The organism is Nocardiopsis moroccensis (assembly GCF_055763695.1).
The window spans coordinates 4,548,385-4,566,441 of sequence record NZ_CP199747.1; the positions used below are offsets into that span (position 1 = coordinate 4,548,385).

Sequence of the window (18,057 nt, forward strand, 5' to 3'; positions counted from 1 at the left end):
AGTACATGTTCACCTCCAAGAGGAAACGGAACGGGGCAGGGACCCCGTCAGCGGAACAACCGGAGAGGGCCGGGAAGGGACGGTCCGGGTCCGAGGAGAGAACGCGGGCCCGCCGCCCCGGCGCCCGCGGCTGGCCGGGCCGGGGCGGCGGTGCCTCCCTCCAGCTCACCGCCGCCGACGAGTGGCGCGGCACCAGTGTGCAGGTGTGCGGCCTGTGGCCGTTCGCCGTGGGGGCGGGCACACCCATGGTCGGGGTACCGCTGGGACAGAACCTCCAGGGTGGCGGCACCCTGTGCTGCGACCCGATCAGCTGGTTCCAGCGGGCCAACCTGATCTCCAACCCCAGTGCGTTCGTGCTGGGCCTGCCCGGACTGGGCAAGTCCACAGTCGTACGGCGCATGGCCATGGGACTCTCCGGATACGGGGTCCAGCCCCTGGTCCTGGGCGATCTCAAACCCGACTACGTCGACCTCATCGACGCGCTGGGTGGTCAGGTCATCAGCCTGGGGCGTGGTCGGGGCACGTTGAACATCCTGGACCCCGGCGAGGCCCGTACGGCAGCGGACCGCCTGACCGGCCAGGCTCGCGTCCAACTGCTGTCGGAGGCGCACGGCCGACGCCTGACCATGGTCTCGGCGCTGCTGACGATCATGCGGTCCGCCCCTCCCACGGATCGGGAGGAGACCATCCTGGACCGGGCCCTGAAGGTCCTGGACGACCGGCATGCCGGTGTCCCGGTCCTCAAGGACCTGCTCACGGTGATCCAGGAGGCCCCGGACGAGGTACGGGCCGTGGCGCTGGACCGCGGCAGGATCGAGCGCTACCGCGAGATCACCGAAGGGCTGGAGGCCTCCCTCATCGGGCTCGTCGGCGGCGGGCGCCTGGGGGAGATCTTCTCGGCTCCCACCTCCAACCCGATGAAACTCGACCGGCCCGTCGTCTTCGACGTCTCCTCCATCGACGACTCGGAGAACGACCTCCAGGCCGCGGTCCTGCTGGCCTGCTGGTCGAACGGTTTCGGGTCGGTGACCGTCTCGCACGCCCTGGCCGACGCGGGCCTGGAACCGCGGCGCCACTACTTCGTGGTCCTGGACGAGCTGTGGCGGGCGCTCCGGGCGGGCAAGGGGCTGGTCGACCGGGTGGACGCGCTGACCAGGCTCAACCGTCAACGGGGTGTCGGCATGGCGATGGTCTCGCACACCATGAGCGACCTGACGGCCCTGCCGAACGAGGAGGACCGGGCCAAGGCCAAGGGCTTCGTCGAGCGGTCCGGGATGGTGATCTGCGGCGGGTTGCCCGAGGCCGAGATGACCCAGCTCTCCAGCGCCGTACGCCTGTCCAACGCCGAACGGAACCTGTTGCAGAGCTGGCAGGTCCCTCCTTCCTGGGATGCGGTGGCCGGCCGTGAAGCCGCGCCCCCGGGGCGGGGCCGGTTCCTGATCAAGGTCGGCGGCCGCCCCGGAATTCCCACCCGCATCGCCCTGACCCGGGCGGAGGCCGCGGTCCACGACACCAACAAGCGGTGGCACACCACCTCGCGCATCAACGACACTCCCGAGACCCCCGAGAAGGAGTCCACGTGACAGGGAGCGCACAACGCCGCAAGAGCGGCCCGGGTTCACTGAGTCCCGAGATCCTCACCGCCGCGATCGTCCTGGGGCTGCTGGCCCTGGTCTCGGCGATCGTCTGGGCAGCCCTCCACCTGGGCAACGTGTTCGACCCCGCGCCCCAGGCACTGTCCGCCAACCCCGTGAGCCTGATGGTGGCCCTGTTCAGCGGCGGGGCCCGCTGGACCACGTCCACGAGCGTCGCCCTGGTCGTGATGCTGATCCTGGCTCTGCTCCTGACCTGGGCGGTCAGGGCGGGGCACACACGGCTCAGGGGGCGGAGCACCCGCGTGGACAGGGCCGCGACCTATATGGGACACGGCAGTGACCTGGCAGCCCTGACCAGGGAGGGCGCCTCCGCCACCGCGCGCCGACTGGGTGTCGAGGACTCCCCCGGGGTGCCGATCGGGCGCGCCGTGGCCGGACGCCAGATGCTCTACGGGTCCTGGGAGGACATGCACGTCGACATCTGGGGGCCCCGTACGGGTAAGACCACGTCCCGGGCGATCCCCGCCATCTGCGCCGCCCCCGGCGCGGTACTCGTCACGTCCAACAAGCGCGACGTGGTCGACGCGACCCGTGAGGTGCGCGCCGGCACGACCCGCCAGGCGGTGCGGGTGTTCGACCCGCAGCGGATCGCCATGGAGGAGCCCACCTGGTGGTGGAACCCCCTGTCGTACGTCACGGACGAGGTCAAGGCCTCCCAGATGGCCGAGCACTTCGCCGCGGGGTCACGCGACGGGGACGCCAAGACCGACGCCTACTTCGACGGCGAGGGCCGCAACCTGCTCGGCTACCTCCTGCTGGCGGCCTCGCTGGACCAGCGTCCCGTCACCGACGTCTACACGTGGCTGACCCGGCCCGACGATGACACGGGGGTCGGCATCCTGGCCGAACACGGCTTCCCCCTCCAGGCCGACGGTCTCTCGGGCATCGTCAACGCCCCCGACAAACAGCGGGCGGGTGTGTTCGGTACCGCCATGCAGATGGCCAGTTGCCTGACCAACCGGCGCATCGCCGCCTGGATCACCCCCAGGGCGACTACGACGACCGCCCGCACTTCGACCCCTTCGAGTTCGTACGCTCGGGGGGCACCCTCTACAGCCTCTCCAAGGAGGGCGCCGGCACCGCCGGTCCGCTCGTGACCGCCCTGACGGTGGCGGTGGTCGAGGCAGCCGAGGAGATCGCCACGACCCAGCCCGGCGGACGACTGCGCACGCCCCTGCTCGGTGTGCTCGACGAGGTCGCCAACGTGTGCAAGTGGTCCGAGCTGCCCAACCAGTACTCCCACTACGGCTCCCGCGGCATCGTGCTCATGGCGATCCTCCAGTCCTGGTCCCAGGGCGTACAGGTGTGGGGGCAGGAGGGCATGCGCAAACTCTGGTCCGCCTCCAACATCAAGGTCTACGGGGGCGGTGTCTCCGAGACCGGATTCCTCCAGGAGCTGTCCCAGCTCATCGGTGACTACGACCGTGAGTCGGTCTCGGCCAGCCTCGGTTCGGGCGGCCGCTCCACCACCCACCAGCTGACCAACCAGACCACCATGGACGTGGCCGACCTGGGTGCGATGCCCCGTGGCCGTGCGGTGGCCATCGCCTCCGGAGCTCCCCCGACTCTGATCGAGACGGTGCCCTGGATGCAGGGCACCCACGCCGAAGCCATCAAACAGTCCATCGCGGCACACGAACCGGGAGGCGCTTCGTGAGCGCACAGACCTATGAGCAGGCCCTGGCCGAGATGACGGACCTGGTCGCCGAACTGCCGGATCCGGACGTCCCCGGGGGCACCGGCCCGGTGGCTCCCGCCGCCGAGGCCCGCGCGTCCGAACCCTACGAGGAGGCCGACCTGGAAGCCGACGAGCCCGAACTGTACTTCGGTTCGGTGGACGAGTTCGTGCGCGAGGTGATCGTGCCGATCTACCGGCGCAAGGTCGGTCCGCGCGGCAGCCGCAGATGGGCCGCCGAGTGGTGGCGTTCGGCCGAGGCCATTTCCCGGCTGGAGAGCCTGTGGCGTTCCTGGGAGAACCTGAGGCTGGACCCCGCCACGGGGATGAGCGTCTGGTGGCGGGACCACGCGGACTACCACATGCAGATCCTGTTCGACCCCGAAGGCCCCTTCGGCGGCAGCCAGGACGAGAACCGGGCGGGACAGCCCCTCCCCTACACGGCGCCGCCCGAAGGGCTGTTCCCCGACCTGCGAGACGAAGAGGCGATCGCATGAGTGAACCGGGCCAGGACGAAGCGGAGATCGGCTCCCAGATCAGACGCGAGATCGCCGCCGCGTACCGAACCGGGGCGAGGGTCAGCGCCATGCTCCGCGATCTGAAGGAGAAGTCCAGAGCACCCAGGGAGGCTGCCCGACAGCGACAGGAGCAGTTCGAACGTGCCCGGGAGCTCTACGACCGGAGCTGGGAACGGGCACAGGAGAAGCTCTCGCTGGTCGACGATCCCGAGTGGTGGGACGAAGCCACCCCGAAGGAGATCTCCGAGGTCTATGAGATCGCCGTGAGCTGGCGTGAGCACGAACCTGAAGCTGAGAGGTTCGACGACGTCATCCACCAGGAGGTATTGGACAGGTACGAGCACGATCTGCGGATCCGCGAACGGGAGCAGGTCCAACAGGAACTGGAGGAGATCGAGGCGTCACGGGCCGAGAAGTCGAACGAGGGAAAGGAGAGGGAGAAGGAGGAAGGGGAGGACGAGCCCGAACGCGAGGAAGAGGGCAGGGACAGCGGGAAGGATGAGCCCGAACACCCCGCCGAGCCCGGGTACGACTCCCGTGAACGCCGGGAGAGCGAAAGCGCGGAGCTCCGTGAAAAGGGGGTCCCCCGGAGGTCGTGGAGGCGAAGGAACGGGCCTCCACGATGGACGGGAAGCATGCGCGCGATGCCGTGAGCGACCCGGGCCCGGGGCCGGAACCGAGCAGGGAAAAGATCAGGGAGGGCCTGTCGGCCCGTGCTCGCCGCGCCAAGGGGAGGAAACCGCACGAACACCACCTGTAGGGCCGTACTGACGCCGGCCCGGCACGGGTGTGTGTTCCATACTTCTGCTTGACCCCGACCCGAGACGCACACTCCGCCATCCCGCTCCACAGACCGAACACCGTCCCGTTCGGCTGAACACCGAGGAAGGAAGACCCCGGCCATGAGGCTCTTGCCCGCGCTCCGGATGCTCTCCCAGGGGAGCCTGACAGACGACCAGTACCAGCAGTTGCTCAGTTCCCTCCAGCTGGACGAGTCCCCCCGCACCGAGGGGCCCGGGGCCGCGATGAGCGTCGCGCACCGTTCCTTCACCACCGCCAGCGGAAACCAACTGGTCCTGGACCTGGCCACCACCGGGGCGTCCGGCTGGATACTCGCCCTGTTCTACGACAAGCAGGGGGGACCTCCTTCGGAAGAAACGGTCGAGAACCACCGGGTCCTCTTCCGAGGCCTCGCCGAACAGTTCGGACTCCACATCCTGGATGTCGTCCCCGCCGCCACCGCTGACGAGGTCTTCGTCGTGCCACCGGCCCCGTACGGCACCCCCGAGAGCGCGGTCGGCGTCTCCTGGGACCCGCCTCACGAGACCCTCGAACAGTTGTGGCCGCACCTGGGACTGCGCGAGGACGCTCCCAGGGAGGTCAAGAAGGTCAAACTGCGCGAGATCATGCGCACCCCCGCCTGGGCCGTCGCCCCCGAGGCACTGCGCTTCCAGGCCGAGAACTTCCTCCGGGACCGCTGAACGACGGGGCGGGCGACGGGCCCGGGAGAACGCTGAGGCATGCTCCCGGGATCCCCCGCTCCACGACCACGCCCGCCTCCCCTCAGCCCCGCCAACCCTCCCCTTCCGTCACCAGGAGCCAGCGACCCGGTGGCCCTCAGCCCTTCCCTGACCCGAATCCCTCGAACAGTACGAAGCAGTCATGGCCAGGCGCGGCCGTCCGGCCGCGCACACAACCGGTACGGAGTCACCGTTGTCCACGGAACCCGATGCCCACAGCGTGACGTCGACGCCCATGCCCCGGCAGAACCGCACCCCGCCCCCCCGCACAGGAATCGGGAGAACGAACCGAGCACCAGCGAGCAGCCGAGGCACTGATCAATGACGACGGCAGCGTCACCGGAGAGGAGGAGGCCAGGTAGGAAGCCGCCCGGGCGGTGGCCGAACGAACGAGCCTGTCCACGACCGCACTCACCCTCGCGGCGTTCGGCCTGGTGGTGGGGTCGGACATGGACAACCGCCTGGGCGACGGGGAGTACGTCCTGGTGCCCCACAGCAGCCGGTACCCGTCGAGGGGCGCCAGGGTCCTGCATGTCGGCGAGCTGGACCCGGACGACCCCCGGCACTCCCCGGAGAACGTCCACCCGATGGACGGCGACCAGGCGAAGGACCTGGTGAGGCGGATCTCCGTGCGCGAGGTGCTGGGCGCCTGGTCCCACGGCGGCGACAACATCCGTGCACTCGCGCTTCAGGAGGCGACGAAGGAGGTGTTCGGCCTCACGGGCGCACAGCAGCAGGAGATGAGTCCGGCCACCCGGGCGAACGTGGACATGGAGCTCGGCTACAACAGGGACGCCCTGCAGGAACTCGTACGCGTCCAGTACGAGCTGACCCAGGAAAAACTCGACGCGCGCGGGATCTCCGAGCTCGTCGGCTACTGGGCACAGTCATGGCCGGAGGGCGCGGCACGGTCCGCCCGGGTGGACCTGGGGGCTGATTCGACCGTCGAGGCCCGTCACCGCCCGCTGGAGAGCTGGTTCGCGGACCGCCGGACGGCCGTGGAGTCGGTGGAGCGCAACGGTGGCCAGGGCGTGGTCCTGGTCGGCCGCCTGTCCGCGAAGGACATCCTCTCCCTGCCCACCACGGGTATGGGCTCCTTCGACCGGCAGGAGTGGGTCGCGCGCCACGGTGACTCGCCCGTCGCCCTGGACGGGGTCTACGACTCAAGGGCGTGGAAGCGCAGCGCGACCATCGGTTTTGTCCGGAGCGCCGACCGGGAGAACGGGCCGGGGCCCGGAGCCGCAGGCGAGGCGGAGCAGCAGCCCCTCGCCATGCTGCGGACCGCCGATTCGCAGTGGCGGCCGATGGAGATCACCGGTCGGCTCGATCCCGGTAACCCGCTCGACGCGCACCTGATGCGCGCCCTCGCCGGAAAGGAGAGGTTCCCGGACTGGTGGCCGCGCGACGACTCCGGATACACCGTCACCAAACGGGACCTCGACTTCCTCGGTATCCAACCGGTCCAGGTCAGGTGGCTGGCCACCGGGGAGGCACCCATGGGGATGACGCCCGAGCTCTATCAGCGCTTCCGCGGCGAGATGTTGGAGGCCCTCGGACACGACGGGGCGCAACCGTCCCAGGTCGACGTCCGGCTCAAGGGGAGCGGGGCCGATTTCTTCTCCGGGCTCCACAAGACGCTGCCGACCGAGTCCGAGCTGGAACACCTCCCGGAAGCCCGCCAGCGCCTGCGCGAGTGGCTCGGCGATGCCGAGGACAGACCTCTGCGCCGCCCCTACGACGCCATGTGGAAACTGGGCCTGGACCCCGAACCCAGCGACGCCGACCTCAACATCAGCAGTACCGCATTGGTCAGAAGGGCCAGCGAGTTCTGGAAACAGGAGCATCCCGAACGCTACTCCGGTGATTTCATGGGAGGGCACGGATATCTCGACAAGGGGACGGTGAAAGGTGCCTTCCCCGCCCTCAACTCCTGGGCCGAAAAATGGGAGCGCACCCTGGGGAGACCGTTGTCCCTGGGCGTCTTCGAGTCCAGCGGCCCCGCCAACACCGCCAGACTCGGCCGTGCCATCTCCGTTCACTTCCACCCCAGTGATCTGATCATCCACAGCCCCGACACCGCCGGGAGGCGGGGGCCCGGATCCGGTACCGTGCCCAGGGTGCTCACGCCGAAGAACTGGACCGAACAGGGGGTCGAGGAGGCCGCGGCACAGGCCCGGCGGGGCATGCCGTCTCCGCGGGGCGCCGTCAGGAAGCGCACGGCCGCCGGGACCGGGACACGTCAGGCAGCTCCGGAGACGGACAGCGGTATCGGTCGCTGAAACCGCTCGGCCGCCTCCGGAGGCGGCCGTCCACCGTCCCGCTGACCACCCCGTGGACGTGGAACGAAGGGGGCGCCCCTTCTCACGTCCCCGTTCTGTTGGACGCGGCGGGCCGGGGTAGGAGTGGGGGCAGGGAGGTGTGAGGACATGGAACGTGCCAGACGAGGCAGGTTGAAGGGGACGCTCGGGAGCCACGACCGGCCTGCGAGCGCGCTCGGGTTCCGACGGGTCCTGGCCCTGTTCGGGGCACTGGTGCTCCTGTTGGGCACCGTGGCCGCCGTGCTCTGGACCGACGAGACCTGGCTGGTCGTCGTCCTGGGGCTCGGATTCGTGGCGTCCTGCGTGAACGTGTACTGGGTGAACCGCCGGCTCCACGCGGAGCGTCCAGGCCGCTGAGAGCGCACGGGCCACGGCCCGGACCGTGCTCCGCTCCCCGATCACCACAAAGCCCGGGTGCGCGGCACCGAACAGGGCTAGAGTAACGCACGGTGATCATCCGTCTGGATCTGGATGGTCGATCAGCCCCGGGCCGGTTCCTGCCCCCGGCCCGGGGTCCACCGTGCCCCGTCGGGTGCGCGGAGCTCCGCCCTGCGGGCGCGGGTGGGCACACGAGGGGTCCTCGCCCCGGCCGCCCCACGAAAGCAGGGGCGGGAGCCCTGCGGCCCCCGCCCCCGGCCGACCCCCCCGGGAGTCGGTCCTGTCTCCTACGGGATCAGTCCCGGAGGAGCATCACCCCTTCTGGCGCTCCTCGTAGCCCTCCGGGAGCCACTCCTCCCAGACGTCGCGGTTCTCGTTCACCCAGATCTCGGCCGCCTCCGAGGGAGGCAGCTGCTCGTCGGCGATCATCTGCGCGACGGCGTTCTGGTCGGAGTTGGTCCACTGCCAGTTGTCGAGGAAACGGTAGGCGTGGTCGTTGTTCTCCACGAACCCGGCCCGGAAGATCTTGTTCAGCTCATAGACCGGGTAGTCGCAGTCCACGTACTCCGGGTCGGCGTCGCAGCCCTCGTAGTAGTCGGGGAAGTCGACCTTGACCAGGTCGACCTCCTCCTGGAACCACTGCGGGTCGTAGAAGTAGAAGAGCACCGGCTCCTCCTCGGCGTAGCGCCGCCGCACCTCGGTGATCTGCGAGGCCTCCGAGCCCGCGTAGACGATCTCCAGGTCCAGGTCGAAGGCGTTGATCATCCCCTGGTCCTGGCTGACGAACCCGGGCGCACCGGCGAGGAACTCACCGCTGTCCCCGGTCTGGGCCGTCCGGAACAGGTCGGTGTTCTCCTTCAGCCCCTCCAGGGTGGTGATCTCCGGATACTCCTCCGCCAGGTAGGCGGGGACGTACCAGCCGATCACACCCTCGTTGCCGTTGGGACCGCCGTCCACGACGGTGCCGTTGCCCTCTGGCCCGTACAGCTCGAACAGGTCCTCGTGGCCCCAGTTCTCCGGGATCACGTCCAGCACGCCCTGGTCCAGGGCCTGCCAGGAGGGCTGTTCGTCCACCCGGACCAACTGGACCTCGTAGTCCATCTCCTCGCGCAGGATGTACGCCAGCACCTCGGCGCTGGCCTCGAACCCCACCCAGTTGTTGACGGCCATCCGGACGGTGTTGGGGTCCCGGGCGATCTGGTCGGTGCGCACCGCGCAGGAGCTCACCATCACCAGGGCCAGTCCCACGGCGAACAACCGGGTCAGGTTTCGCCTTCTCAGCAGCCTAGGCACGGGGTGCCCTCCTTCCCTGCGTCACACGGTCCAGGAACAGCCCCAGGAACACGATGGCCAGACCCGATGCCAGGCCCAGGCCCAGCTCGTTCTGCGCCAGGCCGAGCACGACGTCGTTGCCCAGCGCACCGGCGCCGACCAGCGCGCCCATGACGACCATGGACAGCACCAGGATGATGCCCTGGTTGACCGCCAGCAGCAGGGAACCGCGCGCCATCGGGAGTTCCACCTTGGTGAGCAGCTGCCACCTGGTGGACCCCTGGGACAGGGCCGCCTCCAGGGTGCCCTTCGGGACACCGCGGATGCCGTCGTTGACCAGCCTGATCACCGCCGGCAGGGCGAAGATGACCGCGGCCGCCAGTGCGGGGACGGGGCCGAGGCCGAGCAGCGCCACCGCCGGGATGAGATAGACGAACGGCGGCAGCGTCTGCATGAAGTCCAGGACCGGCCGCAGGATCGTGGCGAACACGTCGCTGCGCGACATCAGCACGCCGATGAGCACGCCCAGCGCGATGGTGACCACGGTGGCCACCAACACCTGGGACAGGGTGTCCATGGCGTTGTCCCACACGCCCAGCAGACCGATCGCGAGGAAGGAGATCCCGGAGACCAGTGCGGCCCGCCATCCGGCGAAGACCATGCCGAGCGCGGCGGCCACCAGCACCACCAGCCACCAGGGCGAACCGGTGAGCAGGCCGTTCAGCGGCCCCAGCACCCAGGTCTGCGTCCACGTTCCGAGTGCCGCGGAGGCCGGGCCGATCGCCGCCTCGACGCTGTCGTTGAGGGCGTTGACCGGCTTGTCGAGCTCGATCGACCAATCACGCGGCCAGCCGCTCAGGTCCGCGAGCCGGGCGAGCGCCACCACCAGGATCACCAGGGCCAGCCCGCCGCCCAGCAGCGGCATCCGGTACTTCTCGGGGATGTCGGGGGTGTGCGCACCGTGACCGACCGCACCGGTGACCCGGTCCATCGCGATCGCCAGCATGACGATCGCCAGGCCGGCCTGGAAGGCCTGTCCGACGTTGATCTTGGTCAGCGCCTGGAAGATCGCGTCACCCAGACCGCCCGCACCGATCACCGAAGCGATCACGACCATGGAGACCGCGAGCATGATGGTCTGGTTGACGCCCAGCAGGATGGTGCGCTTGGCCATCGGCAGCTGGACCTTGGTGAGGATCTGCCACGGCGTCGAACCGAGCGAGGTCGTCGCCTCGACGGCGCCCTTGTTGACCTCGCGGATGCCCAGCGCGGTGATCCGCACGACCGGCGGAAGCGCGTAGACCGCCGTGACCACGGCCGCCGCCGGGTTGCCGATGCCGAACAGCAGCACGAACGGCAGCAGGTAGGCGAAGGCCGGCATGATCTGCATGAAGTCCAGCACCGGGCGGACGCCCCGGTAGAACCCTTCGCTGCGGCCGGCGAGGATACCGAGCGGGATGCCGAACAGCAGGGAGATGAAGACCGCGGTGATGATGAGCGACAGCGTCGTCATCGACTCGTTCCACAGCCCGGTGAGCGCGAACACCGCGAAGGTGGCGAGTACCACCAGGGCGACCCGCCATCCGGCGATCCGCCACGCGGCGAGCACGCCCAGGACGGTCACCCCGGCCCAGGTGAGGAAGGTCAGGAACTGGTTGATCAGCACGACGGCCGATCCCAGCCCCACCGAGATGTAGTTGAAGAAGTAAAGGAACAGCGGGCTGTCGTTGCGGTTCGCGACGATCCAGGCGTAGATGCCGTCGAGCCACGCCATGAAGGACTCGCCTATCCCGGTCGGGAAGCTTCCCGCCCAGGACGGGCCGCCGGCCCAGCGGGTCAGCCAGTAGCCCGCGACCAGCACGGCGACCACGGCCAGGGCCTGGACCCACGTGCTGCGCAGCAACCCCCCGGAACCCTTGGAGGACCCTGTGCCGGTGCCCGTGGCACCAGCGGATTCGGTCACTGTGGCCATGTCACCCTCTGCCCCCCGTCGGTGCCGGGCCGCCGTGGTCGGTGGCCTCGTCGGAGATCTCGTCCACCGTCTCCTCCTCGATGGCGGCGACCTGGTCGGCCCCCTCCAGCTGGTCCTCGGCGATGGCGCGCAGCACGTCGTCACGGCCGACGTAGCCGAGGAGGGTGTCGCCCTCCACGACCCGGACCGGGGCGGTGCTCGCGGCGAGCATCGGCAGGACCTCGGCGAGGACGGTGCCCGGCTCGGTGACCGGGCCGTCGGTGCGCTCGTCGGGGTAGGCGTCGCGGACCAGCCAGCGCGCGGTGAGCACGGTGGTGCGGGCGACGTCGGAGGTGAAGTCGGCGACGTAGGCGTTGGCGGGCCGTCCCACGACCTCCTCCGGGGTGCCGACCTGGACGAGTTCGCCGTCGCGCATGATGGCGATGCGGTCGCCCAGCTTGAGCGCCTCCTGGAGGTCGTGGGTAATGAACACCGCCGTCTTGTTCAGTTCCCGCTGGAGCCGGGCGACCTCGTTCTGCATGTCCCTGCGGATCAGCGGGTCCAGTGCGCTGAACGGTTCGTCGAACAGCAGCACCTGTGGGTCGACGGCCAGCGCGCGGGCCAGGCCCACGCGCTGCTGCATACCGCCGGACAGCTCACCGGGACGGGCGTTCTCGTTGCCGGAGAGGCCGACCATGTCGATCATCTCCCGTGCCCGGGCGTAGCGTTCGGCCCGCGGCATCCCGCGGACCTCCAGCCCGTAGGCGACGTTGTCGATGATCTTCCGGTTGGGCAGCAGGCCGAAGTGCTGGAAGACCATGGCCATCTTGTGCCTGCGGAGCTCGCGCAGCCGCTGGTCACTGGCTGCCTCGATGTCCTCCCCGTCGAGCAGGACCGACCCCGCGGTCGGCTCGATCAGGCGGGTCAGGCAGCGGATCAGCGTGGACTTTCCGGAGCCGGAAAGGCCCATGACCACGAAGATCTCCCCGGGACGCACGTCGAAGGAGACGTCGCGCACCGCCACGGTGCAGCCGGTCTCCTCCTTGATGCGGTCCCGGTCGGCCCGTTCCAGTTCGGTGCCGATGACCTTGTCGGCGTTCCTGCCGAAGATCTTCCACAGGTTGCGGACGGAGAAGGTCACGTCGGAGGGGGCCTCGGAGGGGGCCGCCTCGGTGGCCTGAGTACTCATCGGGTCTCCTCATCGTCGGCGGCGCGGTCCTGACGGATCAGGTCCGCGGCACGCTCGCCCAGGGCGAGGACCATCACCATGGGGTTGGGCGTGGGCAGGGTCGGGAAGACCGAGGCGTCGGCCACCCGCAGGCCCTTCAGGCCCCGCACCCGCAGGCGGGGGTCGACCACGGCGGTGTCGTCGTCGGCGGCGCCCATCCTGCAGGTGCCCGCCGGGTGGTAGACGGTGTGCGCGGCGCGGCGGCCGTACTCGGACAGTTCCTCGTCCGTTCGGACCTTCGGGCCGGGGGCGACCTCGCGCTTGAGCCAGGACTTGAACGGTTCGGTCTCGGCGACCTCGCGGGCGATCTTCAGCCCGTCCACGATGGTCCTCTCGTCGTAGCCGTCCGGATCGGTGAAGTACCGGAAGTCCAGTGCCGGCTGGACCGCGGGGTCGCTGCTGGTGAGGTAGAGCTTGCCGCGCGCACGGGACCGGGGGATGTTCGGGGTCATGCAGACCGCGTAACCGTCCTCGGGGGAGTCGTAGCCCAGCCGCTTCGTGTTGTCGTCGAAGGGGATCTGGTAGATGTGGAACATCAGGTCCGGGCGCGGGTCGCTCTCGTCGCGCCGCACGAACAGGGCCGCGTCGGAGTTCATCACGGTGTTCTCGGGGACCCGTTCGTTGGTCTCCCACATGATGATCGACTCGGGGTGGTCCTGGAGGTTCTCGCCGACGCCCGGAAGGTCGTGGCGGCTCTCGATACCGACCGAACCCAGTTCCTCCGCGTTGCCGACACCGGACAGCATCAGCAGACGGGGGCTGTCGACGGCGCCCGCGGCGAGGATGACCTCCTGGCGGGCGTTGACCGTGACCCGCTCGCCGTCGGAGGTCGTGGCGCTGACGCCGGTGGCGCGCTCACCCTCGAAGAGGATCCGGCCGACCCAGGTCTCCAGCATCACGGTGAGGTTCTTCCGCACGTCCATGACGGGGTGCAGGTAGGCGACCGAGGCGGAGGAGCGGTATCCGGTGTAGGGGTCGTAGGCGATGGACAGGAAGCCGGCGCCGTCGGCGAAGCCGCCGCCGTGCGAGGTCAGCGCGTTGAAGTCCTCGATGACCGGGACACCCGCCGCTTCGGAGGCCGCGGACACCCAGTCCTTGACCATCTCGTTGCGGTCCTTCTCGGCGATCGGGACGATGTTGCACTTGATCCGGTCGGCGTAGGACTGCACGGTGGCGTTGTCCCAGCCCTCGGCGCCCGCCGCGACCCATTCGTCCAGGTCCTCGGCGAACGGCCGGAAGCTGATGAGCGTGTTGTGCGAGGAGCAGCCGCCCAGCACCCGGGCGCGCGAGTGCAGGATGTGCGAGTTGCCGTTGGGCTGCTCGGTCGTGGTGTACCCGTAGTCCAGGTCGCTGTCGAGGACGCTCAGCCAGTCGCGGAGCCGGAGCACGTGCTCCAGGTCCCGGTCGTCGGGACCGCCCTCGATGACGCAGACCGTGGTGTCGGGGTCCTCGGTGAGCCGATTGGCGATCACCGAACCCGCCGTACCTCCGCCAACGATGACGTAGTCGTAGGTGGTTTCGTTCATGGACACAGCCCGAATCCTCTCGTTTTGTTTTGCTCGGGGGGATGTCGGGGGGAAACCGACCTGTGTGTTCTGTGTGTATCCGTTTGTCATGTCTTCGGTTGTGGATGTTCCTTCGGGGGAAAGCGCCCGGCGGCGCGGAGGACGGACCCGCGCCGCCGGACGGCTCCGCGATCGCGGACGGCCCCGCCGCACGCGACCGCCTGGTCTGTCACCCGAACCAGCGCTGCGGCTCCGGTGCCAGGTTCCGGTAGATGTGCTTGGCCTCGCGGTACTCGTCCAGACCGGCCAGACCGAGTTCGCGACCGACCCCGCTGTGGCCGAAGCCGCCCCACTCGGCGCCCGGGATGTAGGGCCCGTAGTCGTTGATCCACACGGTGCCGTGGCGCAGGGCCGCGGCCACGCGCTCGCCGCGTGCGGTGTCGTTGGTCCAGACACCGCCGGAGAGCCCGTAGTCGGTGTCGTTGCCGAGCTCGATCGCCTGTTCCTCGGTCTCGAAGCGCTCGACGGTCACGACCGGGCCGAACACCTCGGCCTGCACGATGTCCATGGACCGGTCGCAGTCCACGAACACGGTGGGGCGGTAGAAGTAGCCGTCCTTCAGGGCCTCGTCATCGGGGCGCTTGCCGCCCGCGATGATCCTGGCGCCCTCCTCGACACCGCGCGCCACCGCCTTCTCGACCTTGGCCCGGTGCTCGGCCGAGACCAGGGGGCCGCAGCGCACACCCTCGTCCTGGCCGCGGCCGATACGGATGGCCTCGGCCCGGCGGGCGAGTTCGGTGGTGAAGGCGTCGTGGATGTCGTTGTGCACGATCAGCCGCGCACCGGCCGAGCACACCTGGCCGGAGTGGAAGAACGCGGCGTTGAGCGCGTAGTCCACGGCCGTGTCCAGATCCACGTCGGGGAAGATGATGTTCGGGTTCTTACCGCCCAGTTCCAGGGCGGTCTTCTTGACCGTCTCGGAGGCGGCCGCCATGATCCGCCGACCGGTGACCAGTCCGCCGGTGAAGGAGACCAGGTCGACGTCGGGGTGTTCGGACAGCGGCGCGCCGGCGTCGGGCCCGCTGCCCGTGACCAGGTTGACCACGCCCGCGGGGATGCCCGCCTCGGTGGAGAGCTCCACCAGTTTGGCGGTGGTCACCGGGGTGACCTCGCTCGGTTTGATCACCATGGTGTTGCCCGCGGCGATGGCCGGGGCCATCTTCCAGGCGAGCTGGAGCAGCGGGTAGTTCCACGGCGTGATCATGCCGCAGACCCCGACGGGTTCGTAGACCACCTTGCTGTGCACGCCCTCGGGCGCGGACACGAGTCGGCCCGCCTCCTTGTCGGCCAGACCGGCGTAGTAGCGGAAGACGTTGGTGACGTCGTCGACGTCGATCCCGCCCTCCTCGATGGTCTTACCGGTGTCCAGCGACTCCATGACCGCGATCTCCTCGCGGTCGCGCTGGAGCAGGTCGGCGATCCGTCCGAGGATCTGACCGCGCTCACCGGCCTCGGTACGGCGCCACTCACCGGTGTCGAAGGCACGTCGTGCGGCGGCGATGGCGGCTTCGGCGTCGGCCTTACCGCCCTCGCTCACGATGGTCAGAACGGAGGCGTCGGCGGGGTCCAGGATCTCCCGGACCCGACCGTTGCTCGCCGCTCGCCATTCGCCGTCGATGTACAGGCTGGTGGCCTCGGCCGATCCCGGCTCGGACAGGTACGGCACGGACGGCAGGGTTACGTAGGGCTGATTCACGGATCCCTTTTGCCCAAGATCGCTAGTCACAAACTGCCTCGTCTCATAGGACACATACGCCACAACGCTCCCACAACCCTGACTGATCAGGGAAAATGACGCACCTTGGGACGCCTTCCCCGTGGCCCACATCACCAGGGCCGCTGCGTCACTCCTACGTTCCGGTCGGACCCGTGGACGGCAGGACACACCCACCTGGGGAATACGGGGACGAGTCTTTGACGTACATTTAGGTGTACCTAAGCCGGTTCGTCCGGCGCCCTCCGAGACGCACCCATGGACCGCCGCCCGCGAACCCCACCGAGGAACGCATGCTGCTTGAACAGGAACGCCGGGATGTCTGCCTGACGGCCCGCGCCATCGCACAGCACCCGGGTTCCGCCCCCGGCGAGGCCGGAACCGTCAGCGTCCGCAACGGCGACCTGGTGGTCGTCACCCCCCACGGTGTCCCCATGGACCAGATCCAGCCGCACGACTGCCCGGTCATGTCCCTGGACGACCGGATGCTGGAGGGCAGGCGCGATCCCGCCGCCGAGACCACCCTGCACATGGCCGTGCACCGCCGGGCCGCCGAGTACGGGCGCGAGACCACCGCCGTGGTGAACGCCTTCACCGCCGACACGGTGGCGGTGTCGAGCGTGCTGGCCGAACTCCCCCCGATCCACCACCGCGCGGCGGCCCTGGGCGGGGCGATCACGGTCACCCCGTACACCCTCTACGGCACCGGGGACATCGCCGACCAGGCGGTCAAGGCCCTCAAGGGCCGGGACGCCGCGCTGCTCGCCGACCACGGCGGGATCGTCCTGGGCCGGGGCCTGGAGCACGCCCTGGAGAACCTCCGGCTGCTCGACTGGCTCAGCACGGCCTACCTGCGCGCCCGTCAGCTCGGCGAGCCCCGGGTGATCTCCGAGGACGAACTGGACCAGGTCCGCCGGCGCGACACCTACGGATGGGCCGGGCCGGACCCCTTCTCCTACTAGTTCTCCCACTGAGCCCGCTAGCCGATATCCACGGCCAGGACCCCGGGAAGCTCACCGAAGCGGGCCTTGGCGTCCCGGCTGACGACGGTACGGCCCGTCTGGACCGCGTGCGCCGCGATGACGAGGTCGTACGCCCCACGCGGAACACCGCTGCGTTTCGCGTGGGCGATCAACGCCGCATGATGTGCGGCGGTCGCCTCCGTGTACACCAGTACCTCCACGGTCTCCGTGATGGCCGCGAGCGCCCTCGACCGCATGGCTGCGCGGGCCGCGCTGTCCGCAAGCTCGATCCCCACCCGGTACTCGGCAACAGTGACAGCCGCGATCGCCAGGTCGTCATCGTCCAGGAGCGACCGGTCGACTGTGCCCCTCTCGTAGGAGATCAGCACATTGGTGTCCAGGATCAGGCGCCGTCCCATGGATCACGCTCCTGGGGGAGAACGAACCCGCGGGCCTCGTTGATGTCCTCCTCGAACCTGCTGTCCGGGGGGTCGATGCTCTCCAGCGCCGATCGGAGCTCTGCTCCGGTACGGCGGCGGGCCGGACCGATCTCGGCGACGGGGACCTGCCCCCTGGTGATGGTCACCCGCTCACCGTTCTCAATGGCGTCGAGTAGCTCCGAGAACTTTCTCGCGGCCTCGGTCGCGGTGATCGCACGCATACACAACATGGTATCTGATTATCAGATTCGCACCTCGTAGGTATGCCGAACCAAAAATCGGCCCTACTGGTCGACAGGTTCACCCTCGTCGTCGGGGAGCTCGTCGGGCTGGGTCCAGGCGAGGTAGCAGGCGGGGAAGGAGCGGTGCACCAGCAGCACCACCCAGGCAACCGGGAGGAAGAGCCCGATCGGCACGGTCAGGTCGGCTGCGGGGCTGATGCTCAGCACGTGGGCGGCACCGGCGACCGCCACCGCCAGGATCAGCAGGGCCGACGTGATCGAGTGGCCCAGGGAGCGGGCGCTCTCGATCTCGGCGCGCTGCCGCTCGTCCACCACCAGCTCGTAGCCGTGCGTGGTCCGTGATCCGGCTTCGAGCACCTGGAAGGTGATGTTCAGGGGAACCAGAACGACAAGCAGGGCGAGGCTGGAGCCGAGCACCATCAGGGTGCTCTGGGAGAGCGCCAGCGAGGTCAGGGCCGCAGTGCCCAGCAGGGCCAGGAACAGGGCCAGGAACAACCTCCGACGCCGGGCCGGCCGATCGGCCCACAGCCCGCGGATCTTCGGGTCCTCGAACCGGGCGGTCAGCTTCTGGAGATGGGCCTCCGTGCGCTCCTCGGGGCTTCTCCTCATGGCGGTTCTC

The 18,057-nt window shown here is 69.3% G+C and carries 17 protein-coding genes; 9 read left to right on the forward strand and 8 right to left on the reverse strand.

The annotated features are described in order from the left end of the window. Window positions 1–5: 5 nt before the first annotated feature. From ACUKCB_RS20030 to ACUKCB_RS20065, 8 genes are all read left to right on the forward strand, one after another. Window positions 6–1,583 carry an ATP/GTP-binding protein gene (locus ACUKCB_RS20030; RefSeq protein ID WP_473037132.1) on the forward strand — a complete coding sequence of 526 codons (1,578 nt, stop codon included), beginning with the start codon at window positions 6–8 and terminating at the stop codon, window positions 1,581–1,583. Beyond that, window positions 1,580–2,752: a type IV secretory system conjugative DNA transfer family protein gene (locus ACUKCB_RS20035; protein WP_473037133.1), complete on the forward strand. Its 1,173-nt coding sequence runs from the start codon at window positions 1,580–1,582 to the stop codon at window positions 2,750–2,752. Before ACUKCB_RS20030 ends, ACUKCB_RS20035 begins: the two co-directional genes overlap by 4 nt. Beyond that, window positions 2,749–3,312: a type IV secretory system conjugative DNA transfer family protein gene (locus ACUKCB_RS20040; protein WP_473037134.1), complete on the forward strand. Its 564-nt coding sequence runs from the start codon at window positions 2,749–2,751 to the stop codon at window positions 3,310–3,312. Before ACUKCB_RS20035 ends, ACUKCB_RS20040 begins: the two co-directional genes overlap by 4 nt. Then, window positions 3,309–3,827 carry a DUF4913 domain-containing protein gene (locus ACUKCB_RS20045; protein WP_473037135.1) on the forward strand — a complete coding sequence of 173 codons (519 nt, stop codon included), beginning with the start codon at window positions 3,309–3,311 and terminating at the stop codon, window positions 3,825–3,827. Before ACUKCB_RS20040 ends, ACUKCB_RS20045 begins: the two co-directional genes overlap by 4 nt. After that, the gene (locus ACUKCB_RS20050; protein ID WP_473037136.1) at window positions 3,824–4,501 is read left to right on the forward strand and encodes a hypothetical protein; all 678 of its coding nucleotides are present in this window, start codon (window positions 3,824–3,826) and stop codon (window positions 4,499–4,501) included. The genes ACUKCB_RS20045 and ACUKCB_RS20050 overlap by 4 nt, the downstream gene beginning before the upstream one ends. Window positions 4,502–4,750: 249 nt before the next feature. Beyond that, the gene (locus tag ACUKCB_RS20055) at window positions 4,751–5,329 is read left to right on the forward strand and encodes a hypothetical protein (protein WP_473037137.1); all 579 of its coding nucleotides are present in this window, start codon (window positions 4,751–4,753) and stop codon (window positions 5,327–5,329) included. A gap of 416 nt (window positions 5,330–5,745) precedes the next feature. Continuing rightward, a complete protein-coding gene (locus tag ACUKCB_RS20060) occupies window positions 5,746–7,647 on the forward strand; it encodes a hypothetical protein (protein ID WP_473037138.1) in 1,902 nt (633 codons plus the stop codon). Between the two features lie 147 nt (window positions 7,648–7,794). Further along, window positions 7,795–8,043 carry a hypothetical protein gene (locus ACUKCB_RS20065; RefSeq protein ID WP_473037139.1) on the forward strand — a complete coding sequence of 83 codons (249 nt, stop codon included), beginning with the start codon at window positions 7,795–7,797 and terminating at the stop codon, window positions 8,041–8,043. Window positions 8,044–8,376: 333 nt separating this feature from the next. Here the strand turns inward: ACUKCB_RS20065 and ACUKCB_RS20070 are convergent, their stop codons facing one another. The 5 genes from ACUKCB_RS20070 to ACUKCB_RS20090 form a co-directional block, all read right to left on the reverse strand. Next, a complete protein-coding gene (locus ACUKCB_RS20070; RefSeq protein WP_473041077.1) occupies window positions 8,377–9,294 on the reverse strand; it encodes a glycine betaine ABC transporter substrate-binding protein in 918 nt (305 codons plus the stop codon). A gap of 55 nt (window positions 9,295–9,349) precedes the next feature. Then, on the reverse strand, window positions 9,350–11,308 hold the full coding sequence (locus ACUKCB_RS20075) for an ABC transporter permease (RefSeq protein ID WP_473037140.1): 1,959 nt from the start codon (window positions 11,306–11,308) through the stop codon (window positions 9,350–9,352). 1 nt (window position 11,309) lies between these two features. Continuing rightward, window positions 11,310–12,476 carry a quaternary amine ABC transporter ATP-binding protein gene (locus tag ACUKCB_RS20080; protein ID WP_473037141.1) on the reverse strand — a complete coding sequence of 389 codons (1,167 nt, stop codon included), beginning with the start codon at window positions 12,474–12,476 and terminating at the stop codon, window positions 11,310–11,312. Beyond that, the gene (locus ACUKCB_RS20085; RefSeq protein ID WP_473037142.1) at window positions 12,473–14,047 is read right to left on the reverse strand and encodes a GMC family oxidoreductase; all 1,575 of its coding nucleotides are present in this window, start codon (window positions 14,045–14,047) and stop codon (window positions 12,473–12,475) included. Before ACUKCB_RS20085 ends, ACUKCB_RS20080 begins: the two co-directional genes overlap by 4 nt. A 202-nt stretch (window positions 14,048–14,249) precedes the next feature. Beyond that, the gene (locus ACUKCB_RS20090) at window positions 14,250–15,776 is read right to left on the reverse strand and encodes an aldehyde dehydrogenase family protein (protein ID WP_473037143.1); all 1,527 of its coding nucleotides are present in this window, start codon (window positions 15,774–15,776) and stop codon (window positions 14,250–14,252) included. Between the two features lie 311 nt (window positions 15,777–16,087). Here ACUKCB_RS20090 and ACUKCB_RS20095 point away from each other — a divergent pair, with 311 nt between their 5' ends. Beyond that, window positions 16,088–16,756, forward strand: coding sequence for a class II aldolase/adducin family protein (locus ACUKCB_RS20095; protein ID WP_473037144.1), 669 nt, complete (start codon window positions 16,088–16,090; stop codon window positions 16,754–16,756). Between the two features lie 17 nt (window positions 16,757–16,773). Here the strand turns inward: ACUKCB_RS20095 and ACUKCB_RS20100 are convergent, their stop codons facing one another. The 3 genes from ACUKCB_RS20100 to ACUKCB_RS20110 all read right to left on the reverse strand — a co-directional run bounded on the left by ACUKCB_RS20100 (window position 16,774) and on the right by ACUKCB_RS20110 (window position 18,047). Next, window positions 16,774–17,175 carry a type II toxin-antitoxin system VapC family toxin gene (locus tag ACUKCB_RS20100; protein WP_473037145.1) on the reverse strand — a complete coding sequence of 134 codons (402 nt, stop codon included), beginning with the start codon at window positions 17,173–17,175 and terminating at the stop codon, window positions 16,774–16,776. After that, window positions 17,160–17,417, reverse strand: a complete 258-nt coding sequence (locus tag ACUKCB_RS20105; RefSeq protein WP_473037146.1) for a type II toxin-antitoxin system Phd/YefM family antitoxin — start codon at window positions 17,415–17,417, stop codon at window positions 17,160–17,162. The genes ACUKCB_RS20100 and ACUKCB_RS20105 overlap by 16 nt, the downstream gene beginning before the upstream one ends. Window positions 17,418–17,480: 63 nt before the next feature. Further along, entirely contained in the window at window positions 17,481–18,047 is a 567-nt protein-coding gene (locus tag ACUKCB_RS20110; protein WP_473037147.1) for a hypothetical protein, read from the reverse strand. Window positions 18,048–18,057 lie beyond the last annotated feature (10 nt).

Coding starts and splice junctions, on each gene's coding strand:
- ACUKCB_RS20030 (WP_473037132.1), top strand. CDS start 6: ATGTTCACCTCCAAGAGGAAACGGAACGGGGCAGGGACCCCGTCAGCG.
- ACUKCB_RS20050 (WP_473037136.1), top strand. CDS start 3,824: ATGAGTGAACCGGGCCAGGACGAAGCGGAGATCGGCTCCCAGATCAGA.
- ACUKCB_RS20055 (WP_473037137.1), top strand. CDS start 4,751: ATGAGGCTCTTGCCCGCGCTCCGGATGCTCTCCCAGGGGAGCCTGACA.
- ACUKCB_RS20065 (WP_473037139.1), top strand. CDS start 7,795: ATGGAACGTGCCAGACGAGGCAGGTTGAAGGGGACGCTCGGGAGCCAC.
- ACUKCB_RS20070 (WP_473041077.1), bottom strand. CDS start 9,294: ATGGTGAGCTCCTGCGCGGTGCGCACCGACCAGATCGCCCGGGACCCC.
- ACUKCB_RS20075 (WP_473037140.1), bottom strand. CDS start 11,308: ATGGCCACAGTGACCGAATCCGCTGGTGCCACGGGCACCGGCACAGGG.
- ACUKCB_RS20080 (WP_473037141.1), bottom strand. CDS start 12,476: ATGAGTACTCAGGCCACCGAGGCGGCCCCCTCCGAGGCCCCCTCCGAC.
- ACUKCB_RS20095 (WP_473037144.1), top strand. CDS start 16,088: ATGCTGCTTGAACAGGAACGCCGGGATGTCTGCCTGACGGCCCGCGCC.
- ACUKCB_RS20100 (WP_473037145.1), bottom strand. CDS start 17,175: ATGGGACGGCGCCTGATCCTGGACACCAATGTGCTGATCTCCTACGAG.
- ACUKCB_RS20105 (WP_473037146.1), bottom strand. CDS start 17,417: ATGCGTGCGATCACCGCGACCGAGGCCGCGAGAAAGTTCTCGGAGCTA.
- ACUKCB_RS20110 (WP_473037147.1), bottom strand. CDS start 18,047: ATGAGGAGAAGCCCCGAGGAGCGCACGGAGGCCCATCTCCAGAAGCTG.